The sequence below is a fragment of the Streptomyces sp. NPDC091682 genome (assembly GCF_044756625.1).
GTDB lineage: Bacteria > Actinomycetota > Actinomycetes > Streptomycetales > Streptomycetaceae > Streptomyces.
The window spans coordinates 26,227-44,246 of the sequence record NZ_JBIVTH010000026.1 but is presented as its reverse complement, the minus strand read 5'-3'; the positions used below and the strand labels follow the sequence as shown (position 1 = coordinate 44,246).

Sequence of the window (18,020 nt, the reverse complement as noted above, 5' to 3'; positions counted from 1 at the left end):
GATGTTCAGCACTGTTCTGGTCGCGAACCGGGGCGAGATCGCGGTCCGGGTCATCCGCACCCTGCGGCAGCTCGGCATCCGCTCCGTGGCCGTCTTCAGCGACGCCGACGCGGACGCCCGCCACGTCCGGGAGGCCGACACGGCCGTCCGGATCGGCCCGGCCGCGGCCGCCGAGAGCTACCTGTCGGTCGAGCGGCTCCTGGATGCCGCAAAGCGGACCGGCGCCGAGGCCGTCCACCCCGGCTACGGCTTCCTCGCCGAGAACGCGGCCTTCGCGCAGGCCTGCGCCGACGCCGGCCTCGTCTTCATCGGGCCGCCGGCCGGCGCCATCAACCTGATGGGCGACAAGATCCGCGCCAAGGAGACCGTGAAGGCGGCGGGCGTGCCCGTGGTCCCGGGCTCCTCGGGCAGCGGCCTGACCGACGCGGAACTGGTCGCGGCGGCCGCGGAGATCGGCATGCCGGTGCTGCTGAAGCCCTCGGCGGGCGGCGGTGGCAAGGGCATGCGGCTGGTGCGCGACGAGGCGGTGCTGGCCGAGGAGATCGCGGCGGCCCGCCGCGAGGCGAGGTCCTCCTTCGGCGACGACACCCTGCTGGTCGAGCGGTGGGTGGACCGGCCGCGGCACATCGAGATCCAGGTGCTGGCGGACGCCCACGGGAACGTGGTGCACCTCGGCGAGCGCGAGTGCTCGCTGCAGCGCCGGCACCAGAAGGTGATCGAAGAGGCCCCGTCGGTCCTGCTCGACGAGAAGACCCGGGCGGCGATGGGTGCAGCGGCCGTCGACGCGGCCCGCTCCTGCGGATACGTCGGCGCGGGTACGGTGGAGTTCATCGTGCCGGGCGGCGACCCCTCCTCGTACTACTTCATGGAGATGAACACCCGCCTCCAGGTCGAGCACCCGGTGACGGAGCTGATCACCGGGCTGGACCTGGTGGAGCAGCAGATCAAGGTGGCCGCGGGCGCCGCGCTGGACTTCGACCAGTCCGAGGTGACGCTGACTGGGCACGCCATCGAGGCCCGCGTCTGCGCGGAGGACCCGGCGCGCGGCTTCCTGCCGTCCGGCGGCACGGTGCTGGCCCTGTCGGAGCCGTCGGGCGGTGCGGTGCGCACCGACTCCGGGCTGACGGCGGGCGTTCCGGTGGGCTCGACGTACGACCCGATGCTGTCGAAGGTCATCGTCCACGGCCCGGACCGGGCCACCGCGCTGCGCATGCTGCGCGGGGCCCTGGCCGACACGGTGATCCTGGGCGTGCAGACCAACGCCGGTTTCCTGCGCCGCCTGCTGGCCCACCCGGACGTGGTGTCCGGCGACCTGGACACCGGCCTGGTGGAGCGGGACCTGCCGTCCCTCCTGCCGGAGGGCGTCCCGGACGAGGTGTACGCCACAGCGGCCCTGCTGGCGCAGGGTCCCCGGGCTCTGCCCGGACCCGGTCCTCAAACGCCGGACGGGCTGGGTAGGTGGGTCGACCCCTTCGACGCCGGTGACGGCTGGCGCCTGGGCGGCACGCCTGCGTGGACGGTCCACCACTTCCGCCTCCCGGGCCAGGATGCCGTGGAGGTCCGTAGCCGGCGTTCCGGCTCCGACACCGAGCTGGCCCTTTCAGCCTCGCCGGCGCTTGAGGCGCGGGGGTCCGGGGGCAGCGCCCCCGGCGCACCGGCCCGCGGCCGGATCGTCGCCCGCACCCCCGACACCGTCACCATTGAACTCGACGGCGTCACGCACCGCTTCAGCCACGCCGCCTCCCCGGAGGGGACCTGGCTCGGGCGCGACGCCGACTCCTGGCACGTGCAGGCGTACGACCCCGTCGCGGCCAACCTCGGCGGCGGCGGGCGCAGCGGCGCGGACACCCTCGCCGCCCCCATGCCCGGCACCGTCACGGTCGTCAAGGTGGCCGTGGGCGACAAGGTGACCGCCGGGCAGAGCCTGCTCGTCGTCGAGGCCATGAAGATGGAGCACGTCATCTCCGCCCCGCACGCCGGCACCGTCACCGAGCTGGACGTGACCCCCGGCACCACGGTCGCCATGGACCAGGTCCTGGCCGTCGTCACGCCGGACGAGGAGGGGGTCGCGTGATCGGGCTGCCCATGAACGTCCCGGCCCCCGGCCTCCCGGCCCGGGTCCGCATCCACGAGGTCGGCGCCCGCGACGGCCTGCAGAACGAGAAGTCGGCCGTGCCCACGGGGGTCAAGGCGGAGTTCATCCGCCGCCTCGCCGCCGCCGGGCTGACGACCATCGAGGCGACCAGCTTCGTGCACCCCAAGTGGGTGCCCCAGCTGGCCGACGCGGAGGAGCTGTTCCCGCAGCTCGCCGGCATCGACGCGGATCTGCCCGTCCTCGTCCCCAACGAACGCGGCCTCGACCGCGCGCTCGCCCTCGGGGCCACCCGGATCGCCGTCTTCGGCTCGGCCACCGAGACCTTCGCCTCCCGCAACCTCAACCGCACCGTCGCCGAGTCCCTCGCCATGTTCGAGCCCGTCGTGGCCCGGGCCAAGGAGGGCGACGCGCACGTGCGCGGCTACCTCTCGATGTGCTTCGGCGACCCTTGGGAGGGCGCCGTCCCGGTCCACCAGGTCGTCTCCGTCGCCAAGGCCCTGCTGGACCTCGGCTGTGACGAGCTGAGCGTCGGCGACACGATCGGCGTGGCCACGCCGGGCCATGTCCAGGCCCTGCTGGCCGCGTTGAACGAGGCCGGCGTGACGACCGACCGCATCGGCGTGCACTTCCACGACACCTACGGCCAGGCCCTGTCGAACACCCTCGCCGCGCTCCAGCACGGCGTGAGCACCGTCGACGCCTCCGCAGGCGGCCTCGGCGGATGCCCGTACGCGAAGAGCGCCACCGGCAACCTCGCGACCGAGGACCTGGTGTGGATGCTCGACGGCCTAGGCATCGAGACCGGGGTCGACCTGGCCGCCCTCACCGCCACGAGCGTGTGGATGGCCGAACAACTGGGCCGTCCCAGCCCTTCCCGTACCGTCCGCGCCCTCTCCCACAAGGAGTAGTCACACCATGTCCCTCGACCACCGGCTCACCCCTGAGCACGAGGAACTCCGCCGCACCGTGGAGGCGTTCGCGCACGACGTCGTCGCCCCGAAGATCGGCGACCTGTACGAGCGGCACGAGTTCCCCTACGAGATCGTCGCCGAGATGGGCCGCATGGGCCTGTTCGGCCTGCCTTTCCCGGAGGAGTACGGCGGCATGGGCGGGGACTACCTCGCCCTCGGCATCGCCCTGGAGGAGCTGGCCCGCGTCGACTCCTCGGTCGCCATCACCCTGGAGGCCGGGGTCTCCCTCGGCGCCATGCCGATCTACCTCTTCGGCTCCGAGGAGCAGAAGCGCGAGTGGCTGCCGAAGATGTGCTCCGGCGAGATCCTCGGCGCCTTCGGCCTGACGGAGCCCGGTGCCGGCTCCGACGCGGGCGGCACCCGCACCACCGCCGTCAAGGACGGTGACGAGTGGGTCATCAACGGCTCGAAGTGCTTCATCACCAACTCCGGTACGGACATCACCGGCTTGGTGACCGTCACGGCCGTGACGGGCCGCAAGGCGGACGGCCGCCCGGAGATCTCCTCGATCATCGTCCCGTCCGGCACCCCGGGCTTCACGGTGGCCGCGCCGTACTCCAAGGTGGGCTGGAACTCCTCGGACACCCGTGAGCTGTCCTTCGACGGCGTCCGGGTCCCGCTGGCCAACCTGGTGGGCCAGGAGGGCCGCGGCTACGCGCAGTTCCTGCGGATCCTCGACGAGGGCCGGATCGCCATCTCCGCGCTCGCGACCGGTCTCGCGCAGGGGTGTGTGGACGAGTCGGTGAAGTACGCGAAGGAGCGGCACGCCTTCGGCAAGGCGATCGGCGACAACCAGGCCATCCAGTTCAAGCTGGCCGACATGGAGATGCGCGCCCACATGGCCCGCATCGGCTGGCGCGACGCGGCGTCGCGACTGGTGGCCGGGGAGCCGTTCAAGAAGGAGGCGGCGATCGCGAAGCTGTACTCCTCGACGGTCGCCGTCGACAACGCCCGCGAGGCGACGCAGATCCACGGCGGCTACGGCTTCATGAACGAGTACCCGGTGGCCCGGATGTGGCGGGACTCCAAGATCCTGGAGATCGGTGAGGGCACGAGCGAGGTCCAGCGCATGCTGATCGCGCGCGAGCTGGGCTTCGCCGGCTGAGGCACCCGATGACGACGTCCGGCGCGGGCCGCGTGCCCGCGCCGGACGTCGGCATGTCCGCGAGCGGTCAGGAGAAGATGATGAGCGCGGCCGTGGGAACCAGGGTCACCAGGGCGCACAACGGCCAGTAGACCCGGGCGGCCGCCGTGTTCCACCGCCGCGTGAAGTCGTTGGCGAGCCACCACAGCAGTCCGAACGCGGTCACGACCGGCACCACGATCACCAGCCAGAGCAGCATGCCGTCGTTCTCCGTGGGCTCCCGCTGGGTCCAACCGAGTTCGGCGAGCGGCCCGTTGACGGCCAGGTACCAAAGGAGCCAGACCGGCACGACAGCCGGCACTCCCATCAGCAGGTTCACTCCTGCGGTTATCCACCACTTCCTTCGCATGGGCTCAGTATTCACACGCATGATCGGATTCCGTGGATGACGGGCGGGGTCCGGTCGCGGCCACGGGTGGGCGGAGCCCGACGCGGGCCGATCCCCCTCGCCCGCTCGCAGAGTCCCCCAACTCGAGCCTCACTACGGGCGATACGGGGGCCGGCCGGTCGGGCCGGATTCCAGGATGGTGATCCACCTCACGATCGGACCTTCCCCCAGCTCTGGACATACTCTTAGGTTAGGCTAACCTTCTCACCGAACGGCCGAGCGGCCACCCTGCACGCACGAAAGCGGACATCGACATGCCCAAGTCCCGAACCTCCTCCTTCACCCGTCGCGGCTTCGTCGCGGCAGGTGGCGCCCTCGGCCTCGTAGCGGTCCTCGCCGCGTGCGGCGGCACCGACTCGGCGAAGGGCGACGGCAGCAAGGACAACGGCGCCACGGCGTCCGCCGCCTGGACCTTCAAGGACGACCTCGGCAAGGACGTCACCACCAAGGCCAAGCCGAAGAACATCGTCGGCTTCACCGGCACCGCCGCCGCGCTCCACGACTACGGCATCCCAGTCAAGGGCGTGTTCGGCCCGACCACGACCGCCGACGGCAAGCCCGACGTCCAGGCCGGTTCGCTCGACGTCACCAAGGTCGAGATCCTCGGCAACGTCTTCGACCAGTTCAACGTCGAGAAGTACGCCTCCCTCCAGCCCGACCTGCTGGTCACCAACACCTGGGACGGCACCTACTGGTACGTCCCCGAGGCCTCCAAGGACAAGATCCTCTCGCTGGCCCCGGCCGCCGCCGTCTCCGTGGGTGGCGACACCACGATGCCCAAGGCCCTGGAGCGCACGGCCGAGCTGGCCAAGTCCCTGGGCGCCGACCTGGGTGCCAAGAACGTCGTCGACTCCAAGGCGCGCTTCGAGGCCGCCGCCGCCAAGGTCCGCGAGGCCACCAAGGCGAACCCCGGCGTCAAGGTGCTCGCCGGCTCCGGCGCCGACGCCCTCTTCTACGCCTCCACCCCGGACACCGCGGCCGATCTGAAGTACTTCAAGGAGCTCGGCGTCGAGTTCATCACCCCGGAGAAGCTGGACGAGGCCGGCTTCTTCGAGGCGCTCAGCTGGGAGAACGCCGGCAAGTACAAGGCCGACGTCATCCTGCTCGACAACCGCACCGGCACCCTGCAGCCCGAGCAGCTGAAGGCCAAGCCGACCTGGAACGAGCTGCCCGCCGTCAAGGCCGGTCAGGTCGTCCCGCGCGTGACCGAGCCGATCTTCTCGTACGACAAGTGCGCGCAGATCCTGGAAGACCTCGCGAAGTCCATCCAGAACGCCAAGAAGCTCGGCTGACCGCCTTCCACTCCGGCTGATTCCCAGGGGGGACCTCTCCGCATGACCGCCACCGCATCCGACGCCCCGGCCGTCGCACACTTCCGGTTCTTCGAGCTCGAAGTGGTCCGCACGCGCCGTCTGGGCCACTCGTTCCTGCGGGTCACGTTCGGCGGGGAGTCCCTCGCGGGCTTCCGCTCGGGCGGCTTCGACCAGAGCCTGTCGCTCTTCCTGCCCGCGTCCGGCCAGGAGCACACGGTGCTCCCGTCCACGGACGAGGACACCTGGTTCGCCGCCTGGCGCGCAATGCCGGAGGAGGAGCGGCCGGTGATGCGCTCCTACACGGTGCGCGAGCAGCGCCGCACGCCCGAGGGCGCGGACGAGGTCGACATCGACTTCGTCCTCCACGGGGACTCCAGCCCGGCGTCCCGCTGGGCGGGGCGGGCGGCGGTCGGCCGGCGGATCATGGCGATCGGACCGGCCGTCGCGGAGAACAAGTCCGTACGCTTCCAGCCGCCGGCCGACACCGACGAGATCTGGATGTACGCGGACGAGACCGCCCTGCCGGCCGCGGCCGCGATCCTGGACCGGCTGCCCGCCGGAACCCGGGTCCGGGCCTGGTTCGAGGTCCCGCACGAGGACGACCGGCTCGAACTCCGGGCGCCCGCCGACGCGGACGTCACCTGGATCGTGCGCGAGAGCGACGGCCGGGAGCGGACGGAGCAGGTACTGGGCGCGCTGCGCGCGGCCGGACCCGTCACCGGCGAAGCCCCGTACGCCTGGTTGGCGGGCGAGGCCGGCACGATCCGCGCGGTCCGCCGCCACGTCGTGCAGGAACGATCCATCGACCGCCGTGCCGTGCGCTTCACCGGCTACTGGCGACTCGGCGCGAGCGAGGAACAGCTCCTCGCCGAGGCGTACGCGGGCAAGGCCCCGAGCGAGGACCCCGCGTCCGAGCTGTAGTCAGCTTCCTTACCCCATAGAGCAGTTGCGATGGGCCCTGGCTTTTCAGCCAGGGCCCATCTGCGTTTGGCGAAATACTAAGGTTAGGCTAACCTAATCCTCACACGCCACACCCCACGCCCCATCTCCATCCCCTGCCCGGAGGAAAGTTGATGCGCTCGCATCTGCTGAACGAGACGACCGCGGACCTCTACCGGCGCTCCGTCACCGAGGGCGTCGACCGCGTCGCCGCCAAACTCGCCACCACGCAGCGGCCCCACACCGGTATATCCGTCGACGAGCTCGCCCCGGTCATCAACGGGATCGACCTGGACAAGCCGCTCGCCGACGCGGCCGCCGTCCTGGACGAGCTGGAAGACGTCTACCTGCGCGACGCGGTGTACTTCCACCACCCGCGCTACCTGGGCCACCTCAACTGCCCGGTCGTCATCCCCGCCGTGCTCGGCGAGGCGATCCTCTCGGCCGTCAACTCCTCGCTCGACACCTGGGACCAGTCCATCGGCGGCACGCTCATCGAGCGCCGCCTCATCGACTGGACCACCGAGCGCATCGGCCTCGGCCCCGCCGCGGACGGCATCTTCACCTCCGGCGGCAGCCAGTCCAACTTCCACGCGCTGCTCCTCGCCCGTGACGAGGCCTGCCGCCTCGTCATGAAGAAGGCGCTCGACGAGGGCCGCGAGCTCACCAAGGCCGAGCTCCTGCCGAAGCTGCGCATCTTCACCTCCGAGGCCAGCCACTTCAGCGTCCAGAAGTCGGCCGCCATGCTCGGACTCGGCTACGAGGCCGTCATCTCCGTCCCGGTCGACCGCAACCGCCGGATGGACACCGCGGTGCTCGCCCTGGAACTGGAGGAGTGCGCCTCCGAGGGCCTCTTCCCGATGGCCGTCGTCGCCACCGCCGGCACCACCGACTTCGGGTCCATCGACCCGCTCCCCGAGATCGCCCGCCTGGCCGACGAGCACTCCGCGTGGATGCACGTGGACGCCGCCTACGGCTGCGGGCTGCTGGCCTCCCCGACCCGCCGCCACCTCCTCGACGGCATCGAGCGCGCCGACTCGGTCACGGTCGACTACCACAAGTCGTTCTTCCAGCCGGTCAGCTCCAGCGCCATGCTGGTGCGCGATCGCGACACCCTCAAGCACGCCACGTACCACGCGGACTACCTCAACCCGCGCCGCATGGCCGAAGAGCGCATCCCCAACCAGGTCGACAAGTCCATCCAGACCACGCGCCGGTTCGACGCGCTCAAGCTCTGGGTGACCCTGCGCGTCATGGGCGCCGACGGCGTCGGCTCGCTCTTCGACGAGGTCATCGACCTGGCCGCGGCCGGCTGGGACGTCATCGACGCCGACCCGCGCTACGAGGTCGTCGTCAAGCCGACGATCTCCACCCTCGTCTTCCGCTACGTACCGCAGGGCGAGGACGTCCGCGCCGACCTGGTCGACGAGGCCAACCTGCACGCCCGCAAGGCCCTGTTCGCCTCCGGTGAGGCCGTCGTCGCCGGCACCAAGGTGGACGGCAAGCAGTACCTGAAGTTCACCCTCCTCAACCCGCAGACCACGACGGCCGACATCGCGGCCGTCCTCGACCTTCTCGCCGCACATGCCGAGCAGTTCCTGGGAGAATCCCTTGCCCTCCACCGCTAAGACCCACGACTTCATCGGCATCGGCGTCGGTCCGTTCAACCTCGGACTCGCCTGCCTGACCGCCCCGCTCGACGAGATCGACGGTCTCTTCATCGAGTCGAAGCCGCACTTCGAGTGGCACGCCGGGATGTTCCTGGACGGCGCCCACCTGCAGACGCCCTTCATGTCGGACCTGGTCACGCTCGCCGACCCGACCTCGCCCTTCTCCTTCCTGAACTACCTGAAGGACAAGGACCGGCTGTACTCCTTCTACATCCGGGAGAACTTCTACCCGCTGCGGGCCGAGTACAACGACTACTGCCGCTGGGCCGCCGACCGCCTCGACAACGTCCAGTGGTCCACCTCGGTCACCGAGGTCACCTACGACGAGCAGGCCGGCCTGTACGAGGTCCACACGGACAAGGGCGAGACCCACCGGGCCCCCCGCCTGGTCCTGGGCACCGGCACCCCGCCGCACGTCCCGCCGACCTGCGAGGGCCTGGGCGGCGACTTCCTCCACAACTCCGCCTACATGCAGAACAAGGCGGAGCTGCAGAAGAAGAAGTCGATCACCCTCATCGGCTCCGGCCAGAGCGCGGCCGAGATCTACTACGACCTCCTCGCCGAGGTCGACGTCCACGGCTACCAGCTCAACTGGGTCACCCGCTCCCCGCGGTTCTTCCCGCTGGAGTACACGAAGCTGACCCTGGAGATGACCTCCCCCGAGTACGTGGACTACTTCCACGCGCTCCCCGAGGACACCCGGTACCGGCTGGAGACCCAGCAGAAGAACCTCTTCAAGGGCATCGACGGCGACCTGATCAACGACATCTTCGACCTGCTCTACCAGAAGAAGATCAGCATGCCGGGCCAGGTCCCGACCACCCTGCTGACCAACACCTCCCTGAACAGCACCGCGTACGACACCACCACGGGCACGTACACGCTGGGGCTGCGCCAGGAGGAGCAGGAGCGGGACTTCTCCCTCACCTCCGAGGGCCTGGTCCTGGCCACCGGCTACAAGTACACGTTCCCGGAGTTCCTGAACCCGGTGCGGGGCCGCCTGAACTTCGACGGGCACGGCCGTCTCGACGCCGCCCGCAACTACAGCATCGACACCACGGGCCGCGGGGTCTACCTGCAGAACGGCACCACCCACAACCACTCCCTCACCTCGCCCGACCTGGGCATGGCGGCGTACCGGAACGCGTACATCGTCGGTGAGCTCCTCGGCCGCGAGCACTACAAGGTCGAGAAGTCCATCGCGTTCCAGCAGTTCGCCGCCCCGGAAGGCACCCTCTGATGAGCACCACCGAACTCCTCTTCTCCCGCACCGACAAAGAACTCGGCTCCTTCGCCGTGCGCCCCCTGGACCCCTTCGCCGACGCGGAGCTGCTCCACGGCTGGGTCACCCACCCGAAGGCCTCGTTCTGGATGATGCAGGACGCGTCCCTGCCGGACGTCGAGCGCGAGTACATGAGGATCGCCGCCCACGAGCACCACCAGGCCTTCATCGGCCTGCACGAGGGTCGTCCCGCCTTCCTGATGGAGACCTACGACCCGTCCGAGCTGGAGCTGGTCGGCCTCTACGACGCCCAGCCCGGCGACGTCGGCATGCACTTCCTCGTCGCCCCGAGCGACACCCCGCTGCACGGCTTCACCCGCGCCGTCATCACCACGGTGATGGCCGCGGTCTTCGCCGACCCGGCCACCGAACGCGTCGTCGTCGAGCCGGACGTCGCCAACACCGCCGTGCACGCCCTGAACGAGGCCGTCGGCTTCGTGCCGGAGCGCCAGATCACCAAGCCGGAGAAGGAAGCCCTGCTGAGCTTCTGCACCCGCGCCCAGTTCGAGGCCGCCACGGCCGCCCAGGGGGTCTCCATATGAGCCTCGCCGACGCCGTCGCACACCTGAACCCCGAGTTGTGGGCCCGCGCCAACCGCGCCCTGGTCCGCAAGGGCCTCGCGGAGTTCTCCCACGAGCGCCTGCTGACCCCGAAGCCGCTGGGCGAGGGCTCCTACTCGGTCCTCAGCGACGACTCCACCGTGGAGTACCGCTTCAAGGCGGTCCTGCACGCCCTCGACCACTGGTCGGTCGACGAGGCCTCCATCACCCGCCACCGGGACGGCGCCGAGCTGGAGCTGGACGCCCTCGACTTCCACATCGAGCTGCGCGAGACCCTGGGTCTGAGCCCCGAGGTGCTGCCCGTCTACCTGGAGGAGATCTCCTCCACCCTGGCCGGCACCGGCTACAAGTACACGAAGCCGCAGGTCTCCTCCGACGTCCTCGCGAAGTCCTCCTTCCAGGACATCGAGACGGGCATGACCGAGGGCCACCCCTGCTTCGTCGCGAACAACGGCCGGCTCGGCTTCGGCGTGCACGAGTACCTCTCGTACGCCCCGGAGACCGCCAGCCCCGTCCACCTGGTGTGGGTGGCCGCCCGCAAGGACGTCTCCACCTTCACGGCGGGCGCCGGCCTGGACCACGACTCCTTCATGCACGAGGAGCTCGGCGACGAGACCATTGGCGTCTTCGCCGAGCGGATGACCGCGCTGGGCCTGGACCTCGCCGACTTCCACCTCTTCCCGATCCACCCCTGGCAGTGGTGGAACAAGACCACGGTCACCTTCGCGGCCGAGATCGCGAACCACCGCCTGGTGCTGCTGGGCGAGGGCCCGGACGAGTACCTCGCGCAGCAGTCGATCCGCACCTTCTTCAACCAGAGCGCGCCGCGCAAGCACTACGTCAAGACCGCCATCTCGGTCCTGAACATGGGCTTCATGCGGGGCCTGTCGGCCGCGTACATGGAGGCCACCCCGGCCATCAACGACTGGCTGCACCAGCTGATCGAGGGCGACGAGGTCCTGAAGTCCGTGGACTTCTCGATCATCCGCGAGCGCGCGGCGATCGGCTACCACCACCGCCAGTACGAGCGCGCCACCGACCGGTACTCCCCGTACCGCAAGATGCTGGCCGCCCTGTGGCGCGAGTCCCCGGTCAACATGATCGAGGGCGACGAGCGCCTCGCCACGATGGCCTCGCTCCTGCACGTGGACGCCGAGGGCAAGTCCTTCGTCGGCGCGCTGATCGCGGAGTCGGGTCTGACCCCGGCCGAGTGGCTGCGCCACTACCTGCGCGCCTACCTGGTGCCGCTGCTGCACTGCTTCTACCAGTACGACCTCGCGTACATGCCGCACGGCGAGAACACCATCCTCGTCATCGAGGGCGGCCTGGTGAAGCGGGCGATCTTCAAGGACATCGCCGAGGAGATCGTCATCATGGACGCGGACGCGGTGCTGCCGCCCGCGGTCGAGCGGGTCCGGGCGGACATCCCCGAGGACATGAAGCTCCTGTCGATCTTCACCGACGTCTTCGACTGCTTCTTCCGCTTCCTCGGCGCGATCCTGGCGGACGAGGGCGTCTGCGACGAGGACACCTTCTGGCGGGCGGTCGCGGAGTGCGGCCACGAGTACCAGGAGTCGATGCCGCAGCTCGCGGAGCGCTTCCAGCGGTACGACCTGTTCGCCGAGGAGTTCCAGCTGTCCTGCCTGAACCGCCTCCAGCTGCGCAACAACAAGCAGATGGTCGACCTCGCAGACCCGGCGGCGGCCCTCCAGCTGATCGGCAACCTCAAGAACCCCGTCGCGGCCTTCGCCCGGCGGTGAACCCGGGGAGGGGGAGGCATCGATACGGTCCCTCGATGCCTTCCTCTCCCCACCCCCTGTACCGACGGCGTGACCGCGGGGCAACAATGGCCCTCCTCGCGGTCACGCCTTCGTGCGTCCGCCCCCGCGGCCGCAGTTCACGGCCCGAGACCCTCCGGGAGCCCCCGTGCCGTTCCTGATCCGCCCGGACCGTACGGCCGCCCTGCTCCTGTCGGCCGCGCTCGTGGCCGGGGGGCTGTCCGGCTGTTCCTTCCTGTCTCCGTTCAAGACCTGCGAGGGAACCGGGGCCCGGATGAAGGAGCTGGAGTCGCTGCCCCTGCTCGCCTCGCCGCCGCCCGGCGCGACGTCTCCCCGCACCTTCGACGGCGTCTCCTCCGAGTGCGCGGACGACAGCGGCGACGCCTGGCTGTCCGCCGGGCGCACCTACGTGTATCCCGGCACCCGCCAGGAGGTCCTCGACCACTACCGCAGGGCAGCCGAGGCCGACGGCTGGCGGTTCGTGCCCGCCCCGATGTCCGGTCAGGACGCGGGGGGCGCGTGCTTCACGAAGGGCGGGGACGGGCGGGCCCAGGTGCTCACCCTCGACTTCCCTCCCATGCGCTTCGTCACCGAGTTCTACGGTCCCGAGGCGGCCGCGGAGTTCGCCTCGGGTTCCGGCTTCGAGATATCGGTGGGCTCGGAGGCGGACGGGGCCGCGACCTCCTGCTGGTCCTGACCCGGTCCACGACCCGCAGTGGATTTCACGCCATTTTCCGAAAATAATCGTTGGCGCCCTCTCTGGTGCACCGTTATGATCTTGCGGAGAAATTGGGGGGTATGCGCAAGCATTCCCGTGGCACGCCGGTAGAGGTGGAATGCGAATCGCTGCGAACGACTGCAGTTGACCCTCCCGGCCCACGAATTGATTCACTCATCTCACCCCGATTCCCGGCGGCAATCGTCGAGGGCGGACATCGCAGGTCGGGGCATCCTGGAATATGGCGGGGAATCCATGCAGTTAAAAGAGTACGTACTCCTGCTCGGGGCCGACCAGTATCTTCGCGAACGGGCCTTCTCGGGGGCGAAACAGGCTACCGACATCCCCGTCTGGGCAGCTGCGGAAGATGCCGTACGCAAGCTGAACCGCACCTTCGACAACATGCTGTCAGCCGATCCCACGGACTCGGAATCCCTGCTGAGGGCCATTCGTGCGCACTCCGCCCAGGGCTGGCACCCCAGGATCGTCGTTCCGCTCAACGACTGGACGGTGGATTCGGCGAACACCGTCAACCGCGTCCTGGGGTTGGGCGGACTGGACGCCACGACGGTGACCAACGCCCGGAACAAGCACGCCATGAAGCAGGCCCTCGTGGCCGCCGGCGTCCAGACTCCCCGCTCCCAACTGGTCGAGTCCGAGTCGGAGTTGCTCGAAGCCATCGAGACCATCGGACTGCCCGCGGTCATCAAGCCGTACGACTTCGGCGGCAGCGGCGGCGTCGTCCTGGCCACCACCCGCGAGGAGGCGGTCGCCGGTCTCGCGGCCTCGAAGGCCGTCATCGCGCAGTACGGATCGTCGTTCAACATCCTCGGCGACAAGTACCTCGTCGAGCAGTGCGTCGACTCCGATGACGAGGTGTCCGTCGAGGTCCTCTGCGGGGCCGGCGGTGCACGGGTTCTCGCCGTGACCGAGAAGTACCTGTCCCCTCGACCCTGGTTCGCCGAGATCGCGCACATGGTGCCGAGTCACCGCACCGGAGACGAGGTGCTGACCGACCTCGCCGTACGGGCCTGTGCCGCCCTGGGCATCGACCGGGGTCTCGCCCATGTGGAGATCAAGTTCGATGCGGACGGGACGGCCTGGGTGATCGAAGTCGCCGCCCGGCCCGGCGGCGACGGGATCATGGACCAGGTCGAGCGGGCCTACGCGATCAACCCCTATTGGCTGCACGTCAGCTCGTACCTCGGATCCGACCTCCTCGACGTCGTCGCCGACGCGGTGCCCACCAAGACCTCGGCGATCGCGTTCCTCAAGGCCGCGCCCGGACGGATCCAGAACGTCCTCGACGGGAAGCCGCTGCCGTTCGAGGTGCGGAGCATCAACATCAGCGCCAAGCCCGGCGACCTCTCCCAGGCCGCCAAGAACTGGAGCACCAGGGAGGGCCTCATCGAGCTCGAATGGGACGAGCTCTTCAGCGAGAAGACCTGGCTGCCAGTGACCACGGCCAAGGAGTTGTCCGATCAGATCTTCGCGATCGGAGACACGGTCGACGAGTGAAGCGGTACACCGTCTACTCCGGCTTCTATCGGTTCTTCAACGGAGTGGTGCTGCTGCTCCTCAACTGGCACATCGCCTCCTCGCAGGGGGGAGGCTACGACGCACTCGCCATCGCGACCGCGCTCTCCTTCGTGCCCGCCGTGTTCGTTCCGCCGCTGATCCGCTTCAGCCCGATCGCCGGCGGGGCCAGGATGACCGCCGCAGGGCTCGCCGGAGTCTCCCTGACACTGCTCCTGATCGCGGCCGGCTACGACCACGTGCACGTGCTGGTCGCCCTGAACTTCGTCCTGTGGATCTTCTTCTTCTTCCTGGAGTCGACCTGGGAAGTGTGGTTCAACGACGAGGCGTCCGGGCTCGATGGCTCCACCCTGCGCAAGCACAGCTCGCTAACCATGACCGTCAACCAGGTCGCGCTCATGGTGGGCCCGCTGTTCGCCCCCCTGTTCACACGCGTGATGCGAGCCGAGTGGGTGCTGGTCGTCTGCGCCGTCCTGTTCGCCGGCGTCGCGGCCCTGAGTCTGGGATCACACCGCACCGCGGCCGCCACTGAGGAGTCCCGGAAGGAAGCCCTACCGGAGCGCACGGGCAACCTCAAGGCCCTGTACCTCCTGGCCTTCATGCTCATCTGGCCCGTCCTGGGCACGTTCAACTTCATGCTGCCGTTGCAGGCCCTGGCCCACGACCAAGGCATGCTCACCGTTGGAATCATGGACATGCTTCTCGGTATCGGGATGGCTGTCGCAGGAACCCTCCTCCACCGCCTCACGAAGAACCTGGAAGTGCGTTGGGTTCTGGTGGGAGCCGTCGGCGCCGTGACCGCGGCGATGGCGATCTGGCTCCTCCTCCCGGGCTTCGGGGTGCCGCAGATGGTCGCCATCTTCGCCCTCGGATGGGCCTTCGGCTCCCTGCGGGTGATCCTGCGCGCGGAAGCGGCATCGGTCTTCTCGCCGCGACAGGTCGGTGCGATCGTGGCGAACGCGAACGCCTGCTCCCTCGTACTGCTGGCCGTCGTCCTGGCGGGCGGACGGTTCGTCTCCTCCCAGATCTGGCTGGCTCCGTTCGCACTGACGCTGCTGCTCGTTCTGTCGTTCCACCGAATACGCAAGGCCCAAAGCAGCCGACCCAGCACAACCGAGGTGTACACATGAGCGTTCTCACCGATTCCCGGGGCGTTCCTCATCTTGTCGAACGGCCCTCGGACATGGAGTTCGTCGAGAGCGCGATCATCCAACTGGTCTCGATGAAACTGGACCACGACCGATGTCGTCCGTCCGCCCGGTCCACACCACCCGTGGCAGTCCAACTCGTGCTCGCCGTGGACCTGCTGTGCTCCATGGAGCGCCCGGCGGTCATGGAGGCCGCGACGATCTGCGCCTCCCTCGCCGAGACCGGACCGACCGAGGCGCGGACCAGGGCGATGCTCTCCGCCATCGAATTCTGGACCGCCGGGGATCTGGTCGCCGCCCGGAACGGCTTCCAGACCATCGTCGACGCGCATCCGGGTGATGCCGTGTCGATCTTCACCGTTCACGCGCTGGACTTCTACCTCGGCGACGCACCGCACATGCTCGCGTCGATAGCCGAGACTGTCCCGGCCTTTGCGGCCGATGACCCGGTCATCGGCTACCTGCACGGCCTGCACGGGTTCGCACTCGAGGAGAACGGTCTGATCGACACGGCGATCGAACGCTCGCGCCTCGCACTGGAACTGAACCCCGACGACGTCTACGCGATGCACGCGATGGTGCACTGCCTCTACGAGACGGGGCGCCACGAGGAGGGGGCCCGCTACATCCAGGAGTACATGCGCGGCAGGGACGGCTCGACCCCCATGCGCATCCACATCTGGTGGCACTACGCGTTGTTCGAGCTCTACGCGGACAACATCCAGGACGTACTGGCCTGCTACCGCATCGGCATACGCCGAAAGACGTCACTGCGCTCGGCTGAGGACCTGGACGCCGTCACGCTGCTGTGGCGTCTCGCCCTCGTCAAGCCGTCGCTCGACCTCTCCGCCTACTGGCAGTCGCTCTTCCAGGACTGGAAGCCCTACCTGGAGGAGAACTGGTACCTCTTCAACGACTTCCACGCCTACATCACCTACTGCCAGGTCGGAGAGTACGGCCGTGCCGACTCCCTCCTGGAGGCGGTCCGAGCGCGCGGCAAGGAAGTGCCCGAGGAAATGGTCGACATATTCCTCGGGTTCCGGTCCTTCACGACCGGCGACTACGCCGATGCCGCGGCCCGACTGGCCAGGTCCTTCCAGCGGTCCTTCCCGATGGGCGGCAGCAACGCCCAGCGCGACGTCATCGAACTCACCGGGATCGAAGCCGCCCTTCGCTCCCACGACCACGAGGTCGCACAACACTTTCGCGACTCCGGCAGGATCTTCCGCCATCGAAGCCCCGTACTCCAGGAGTACGAAGCCCGTCTGGCGGCTCTGCGCACATCCGAGAACCACACACAGGGGGAACACACATGAGTCTCTACCGAGCGATCCTCGACGAAACGGCACCCGACGGTCTGAACCTGACCGAGATCAAACTCGCCGACACCGCCACCGTGTGGCAGCTGGACGGCTCGGCCGGCTTCGCCGCCAAGGTGACCCGGGGACGAGCAGCCATATTCACCTGTGAGAAGGCCGGCGCCCTGACACTGGACGCACTGAAAGAGTGTTGTTCGCCCTTCGGCGTCGGCGAAGCGGTCGAGTGCGACGAGTCCCAGTACCTTCTGGCGATCGGGCTGCTCGACGACACCGTGCTCACGGTGCTGGGTGCGGATGCGGACCTCACCGTCTCACCGGTGGAGTTCTCGCCCACCACCGACGACGTACGGAGCATCGTCGCCACGATCGGCGACTACTACTTCGGCTACGAAGACCGCTACCGGACCGTGTACGAGAACGGCGCCCAGTTGTGGGAGTCGGAGGATCCCAACGCCTCGCTCCTCCAGATGATCGACGAACGCCCGGACCTCTTCTCCGGACAGATCATCGACCTGGGATGCGGCGAAGGCCGCGACTCCTTGTACCTGCTGTCGCAGGGACACGACGTCGTCTCGGTCGACGTGTCGCACTCCGCTCTGGCCCGCGCGCGCGAGCGGGCCGCCGCCGCGAACCTGGATGCCTCCGGGTTCGTGGAGCGCGACGTCATCCATCTGCGCGGCTTCGACGACAACGCCTTCGATCTCGCCATGAACATGGGCTGCCTGCACATGCTCGTCGAGGAGGAGCAGCGCGCACAGCACATCTCCCGCGTCCACGACATCCTTCGCCCGGGCGGCCACTTCATCGTGGACCACTGCGCGAGCGAATGGGGGAAGGGCTTCTTCTCCATTCCGGACTACACGGAGATAGCCGGCGACCTCGTTCCGGGGAACGTGATCTCCAGGAGGATTCGGGTCGCGGACTCCGAGAAGGAGATCGGCCTGGAGGTGCTGCCCTTCTCGGAACGGTCCGGTGGCGCCCTGGCCGAGGAGATCACTCGGCACGGCTTCGACCTGGTGAGCAGTACGCACACCAACACCGAGGCGTTCGGATCTTCGACGATGCTCCTGTTCCGGAAGCCGGCGGGCGGGAAGCAGACTTCCTGACCCGGCTCCGGTCGCCCGCGGCGGTCCACCGGTTTCCTCCGGGGACCGCCGCT

15 protein-coding genes are annotated in these 18,020 nt (G+C 68.9%); 14 read left to right on the top strand and 1 reads right to left on the bottom strand.

All coding sequences use genetic code 11. The features are described 5' to 3' along the window. Window position 1: 1 nt before the first annotated feature. The 3 genes from ACIQK6_RS37125 to ACIQK6_RS37115 are packed head-to-tail and all read left to right on the top strand — an operon-like array spanning window position 2 to window position 4,171. Complete coding sequence (locus ACIQK6_RS37125; protein WP_329101801.1) at window positions 2–2,074, top strand: acetyl-CoA carboxylase biotin carboxylase subunit; 2,073 nt, start codon at window positions 2–4, stop codon at window positions 2,072–2,074. 11 nt (window positions 2,075–2,085) lie between these two features. Continuing rightward, a complete protein-coding gene (locus ACIQK6_RS37120) occupies window positions 2,086–3,003 on the top strand; it encodes a hydroxymethylglutaryl-CoA lyase (protein WP_329107932.1) in 918 nt (305 codons plus the stop codon). 7 nt (window positions 3,004–3,010) lie between these two features. Further along, a complete protein-coding gene (locus tag ACIQK6_RS37115; RefSeq protein WP_382509154.1) occupies window positions 3,011–4,171 on the top strand; it encodes an acyl-CoA dehydrogenase family protein in 1,161 nt (386 codons plus the stop codon). Between the two features lie 67 nt (window positions 4,172–4,238). Here ACIQK6_RS37115 and ACIQK6_RS37110 read toward each other — a convergent pair whose 3' ends face one another. Then, complete coding sequence (locus tag ACIQK6_RS37110) at window positions 4,239–4,559, bottom strand: hypothetical protein (protein ID WP_402696866.1); 321 nt, start codon at window positions 4,557–4,559, stop codon at window positions 4,239–4,241. Between the two features lie 293 nt (window positions 4,560–4,852). On the opposite strand from ACIQK6_RS37110, the gene ACIQK6_RS37105 reads away from it, so the two are divergent. From ACIQK6_RS37105 to ACIQK6_RS37055, 11 genes are all read left to right on the top strand, one after another. After that, the gene (locus ACIQK6_RS37105; protein ID WP_329101795.1) at window positions 4,853–5,890 is read left to right on the top strand and encodes an ABC transporter substrate-binding protein; all 1,038 of its coding nucleotides are present in this window, start codon (window positions 4,853–4,855) and stop codon (window positions 5,888–5,890) included. A gap of 42 nt (window positions 5,891–5,932) precedes the next feature. Next, a complete protein-coding gene (locus tag ACIQK6_RS37100) occupies window positions 5,933–6,832 on the top strand; it encodes a siderophore-interacting protein (RefSeq protein WP_402696864.1) in 900 nt (299 codons plus the stop codon). A gap of 152 nt (window positions 6,833–6,984) precedes the next feature. Continuing rightward, a complete protein-coding gene (locus tag ACIQK6_RS37095) occupies window positions 6,985–8,478 on the top strand; it encodes an aspartate aminotransferase family protein (RefSeq protein WP_329101792.1) in 1,494 nt (497 codons plus the stop codon). Continuing rightward, window positions 8,462–9,760: a lysine N(6)-hydroxylase/L-ornithine N(5)-oxygenase family protein gene (locus ACIQK6_RS37090; protein ID WP_402696863.1), complete on the top strand. Its 1,299-nt coding sequence runs from the start codon at window positions 8,462–8,464 to the stop codon at window positions 9,758–9,760. Before ACIQK6_RS37095 ends, ACIQK6_RS37090 begins: the two co-directional genes overlap by 17 nt. Then, window positions 9,760–10,344, top strand: a complete 585-nt coding sequence (locus tag ACIQK6_RS37085; protein WP_329101788.1) for a GNAT family N-acetyltransferase — start codon at window positions 9,760–9,762, stop codon at window positions 10,342–10,344. The genes ACIQK6_RS37090 and ACIQK6_RS37085 overlap by 1 nt, the downstream gene beginning before the upstream one ends. After that, entirely contained in the window at window positions 10,341–12,122 is a 1,782-nt protein-coding gene (locus ACIQK6_RS37080; RefSeq protein WP_329101786.1) for an IucA/IucC family siderophore biosynthesis protein, read from the top strand. Before ACIQK6_RS37085 ends, ACIQK6_RS37080 begins: the two co-directional genes overlap by 4 nt. Before the next feature lie 166 nt (window positions 12,123–12,288). Next, window positions 12,289–12,837, top strand: a complete 549-nt coding sequence (locus ACIQK6_RS37075) for a hypothetical protein (RefSeq protein ID WP_402696862.1) — start codon at window positions 12,289–12,291, stop codon at window positions 12,835–12,837. A gap of 276 nt (window positions 12,838–13,113) precedes the next feature. Then, on the top strand, window positions 13,114–14,376 hold the full coding sequence (locus ACIQK6_RS37070) for an ATP-grasp domain-containing protein (RefSeq protein WP_329101782.1): 1,263 nt from the start codon (window positions 13,114–13,116) through the stop codon (window positions 14,374–14,376). Further along, a complete protein-coding gene (locus ACIQK6_RS37065; protein ID WP_329101780.1) occupies window positions 14,373–15,524 on the top strand; it encodes a hypothetical protein in 1,152 nt (383 codons plus the stop codon). The genes ACIQK6_RS37070 and ACIQK6_RS37065 overlap by 4 nt, the downstream gene beginning before the upstream one ends. After that, window positions 15,521–16,858 (top strand): hypothetical protein, encoded by a 1,338-nt coding sequence (locus tag ACIQK6_RS37060; protein WP_329101778.1) that lies wholly within the window; start codon window positions 15,521–15,523, stop codon window positions 16,856–16,858. The genes ACIQK6_RS37065 and ACIQK6_RS37060 overlap by 4 nt, the downstream gene beginning before the upstream one ends. Next, window positions 16,855–17,967: a class I SAM-dependent methyltransferase gene (locus tag ACIQK6_RS37055; protein WP_329101776.1), complete on the top strand. Its 1,113-nt coding sequence runs from the start codon at window positions 16,855–16,857 to the stop codon at window positions 17,965–17,967. Before ACIQK6_RS37060 ends, ACIQK6_RS37055 begins: the two co-directional genes overlap by 4 nt. Window positions 17,968–18,020 lie beyond the last annotated feature (53 nt).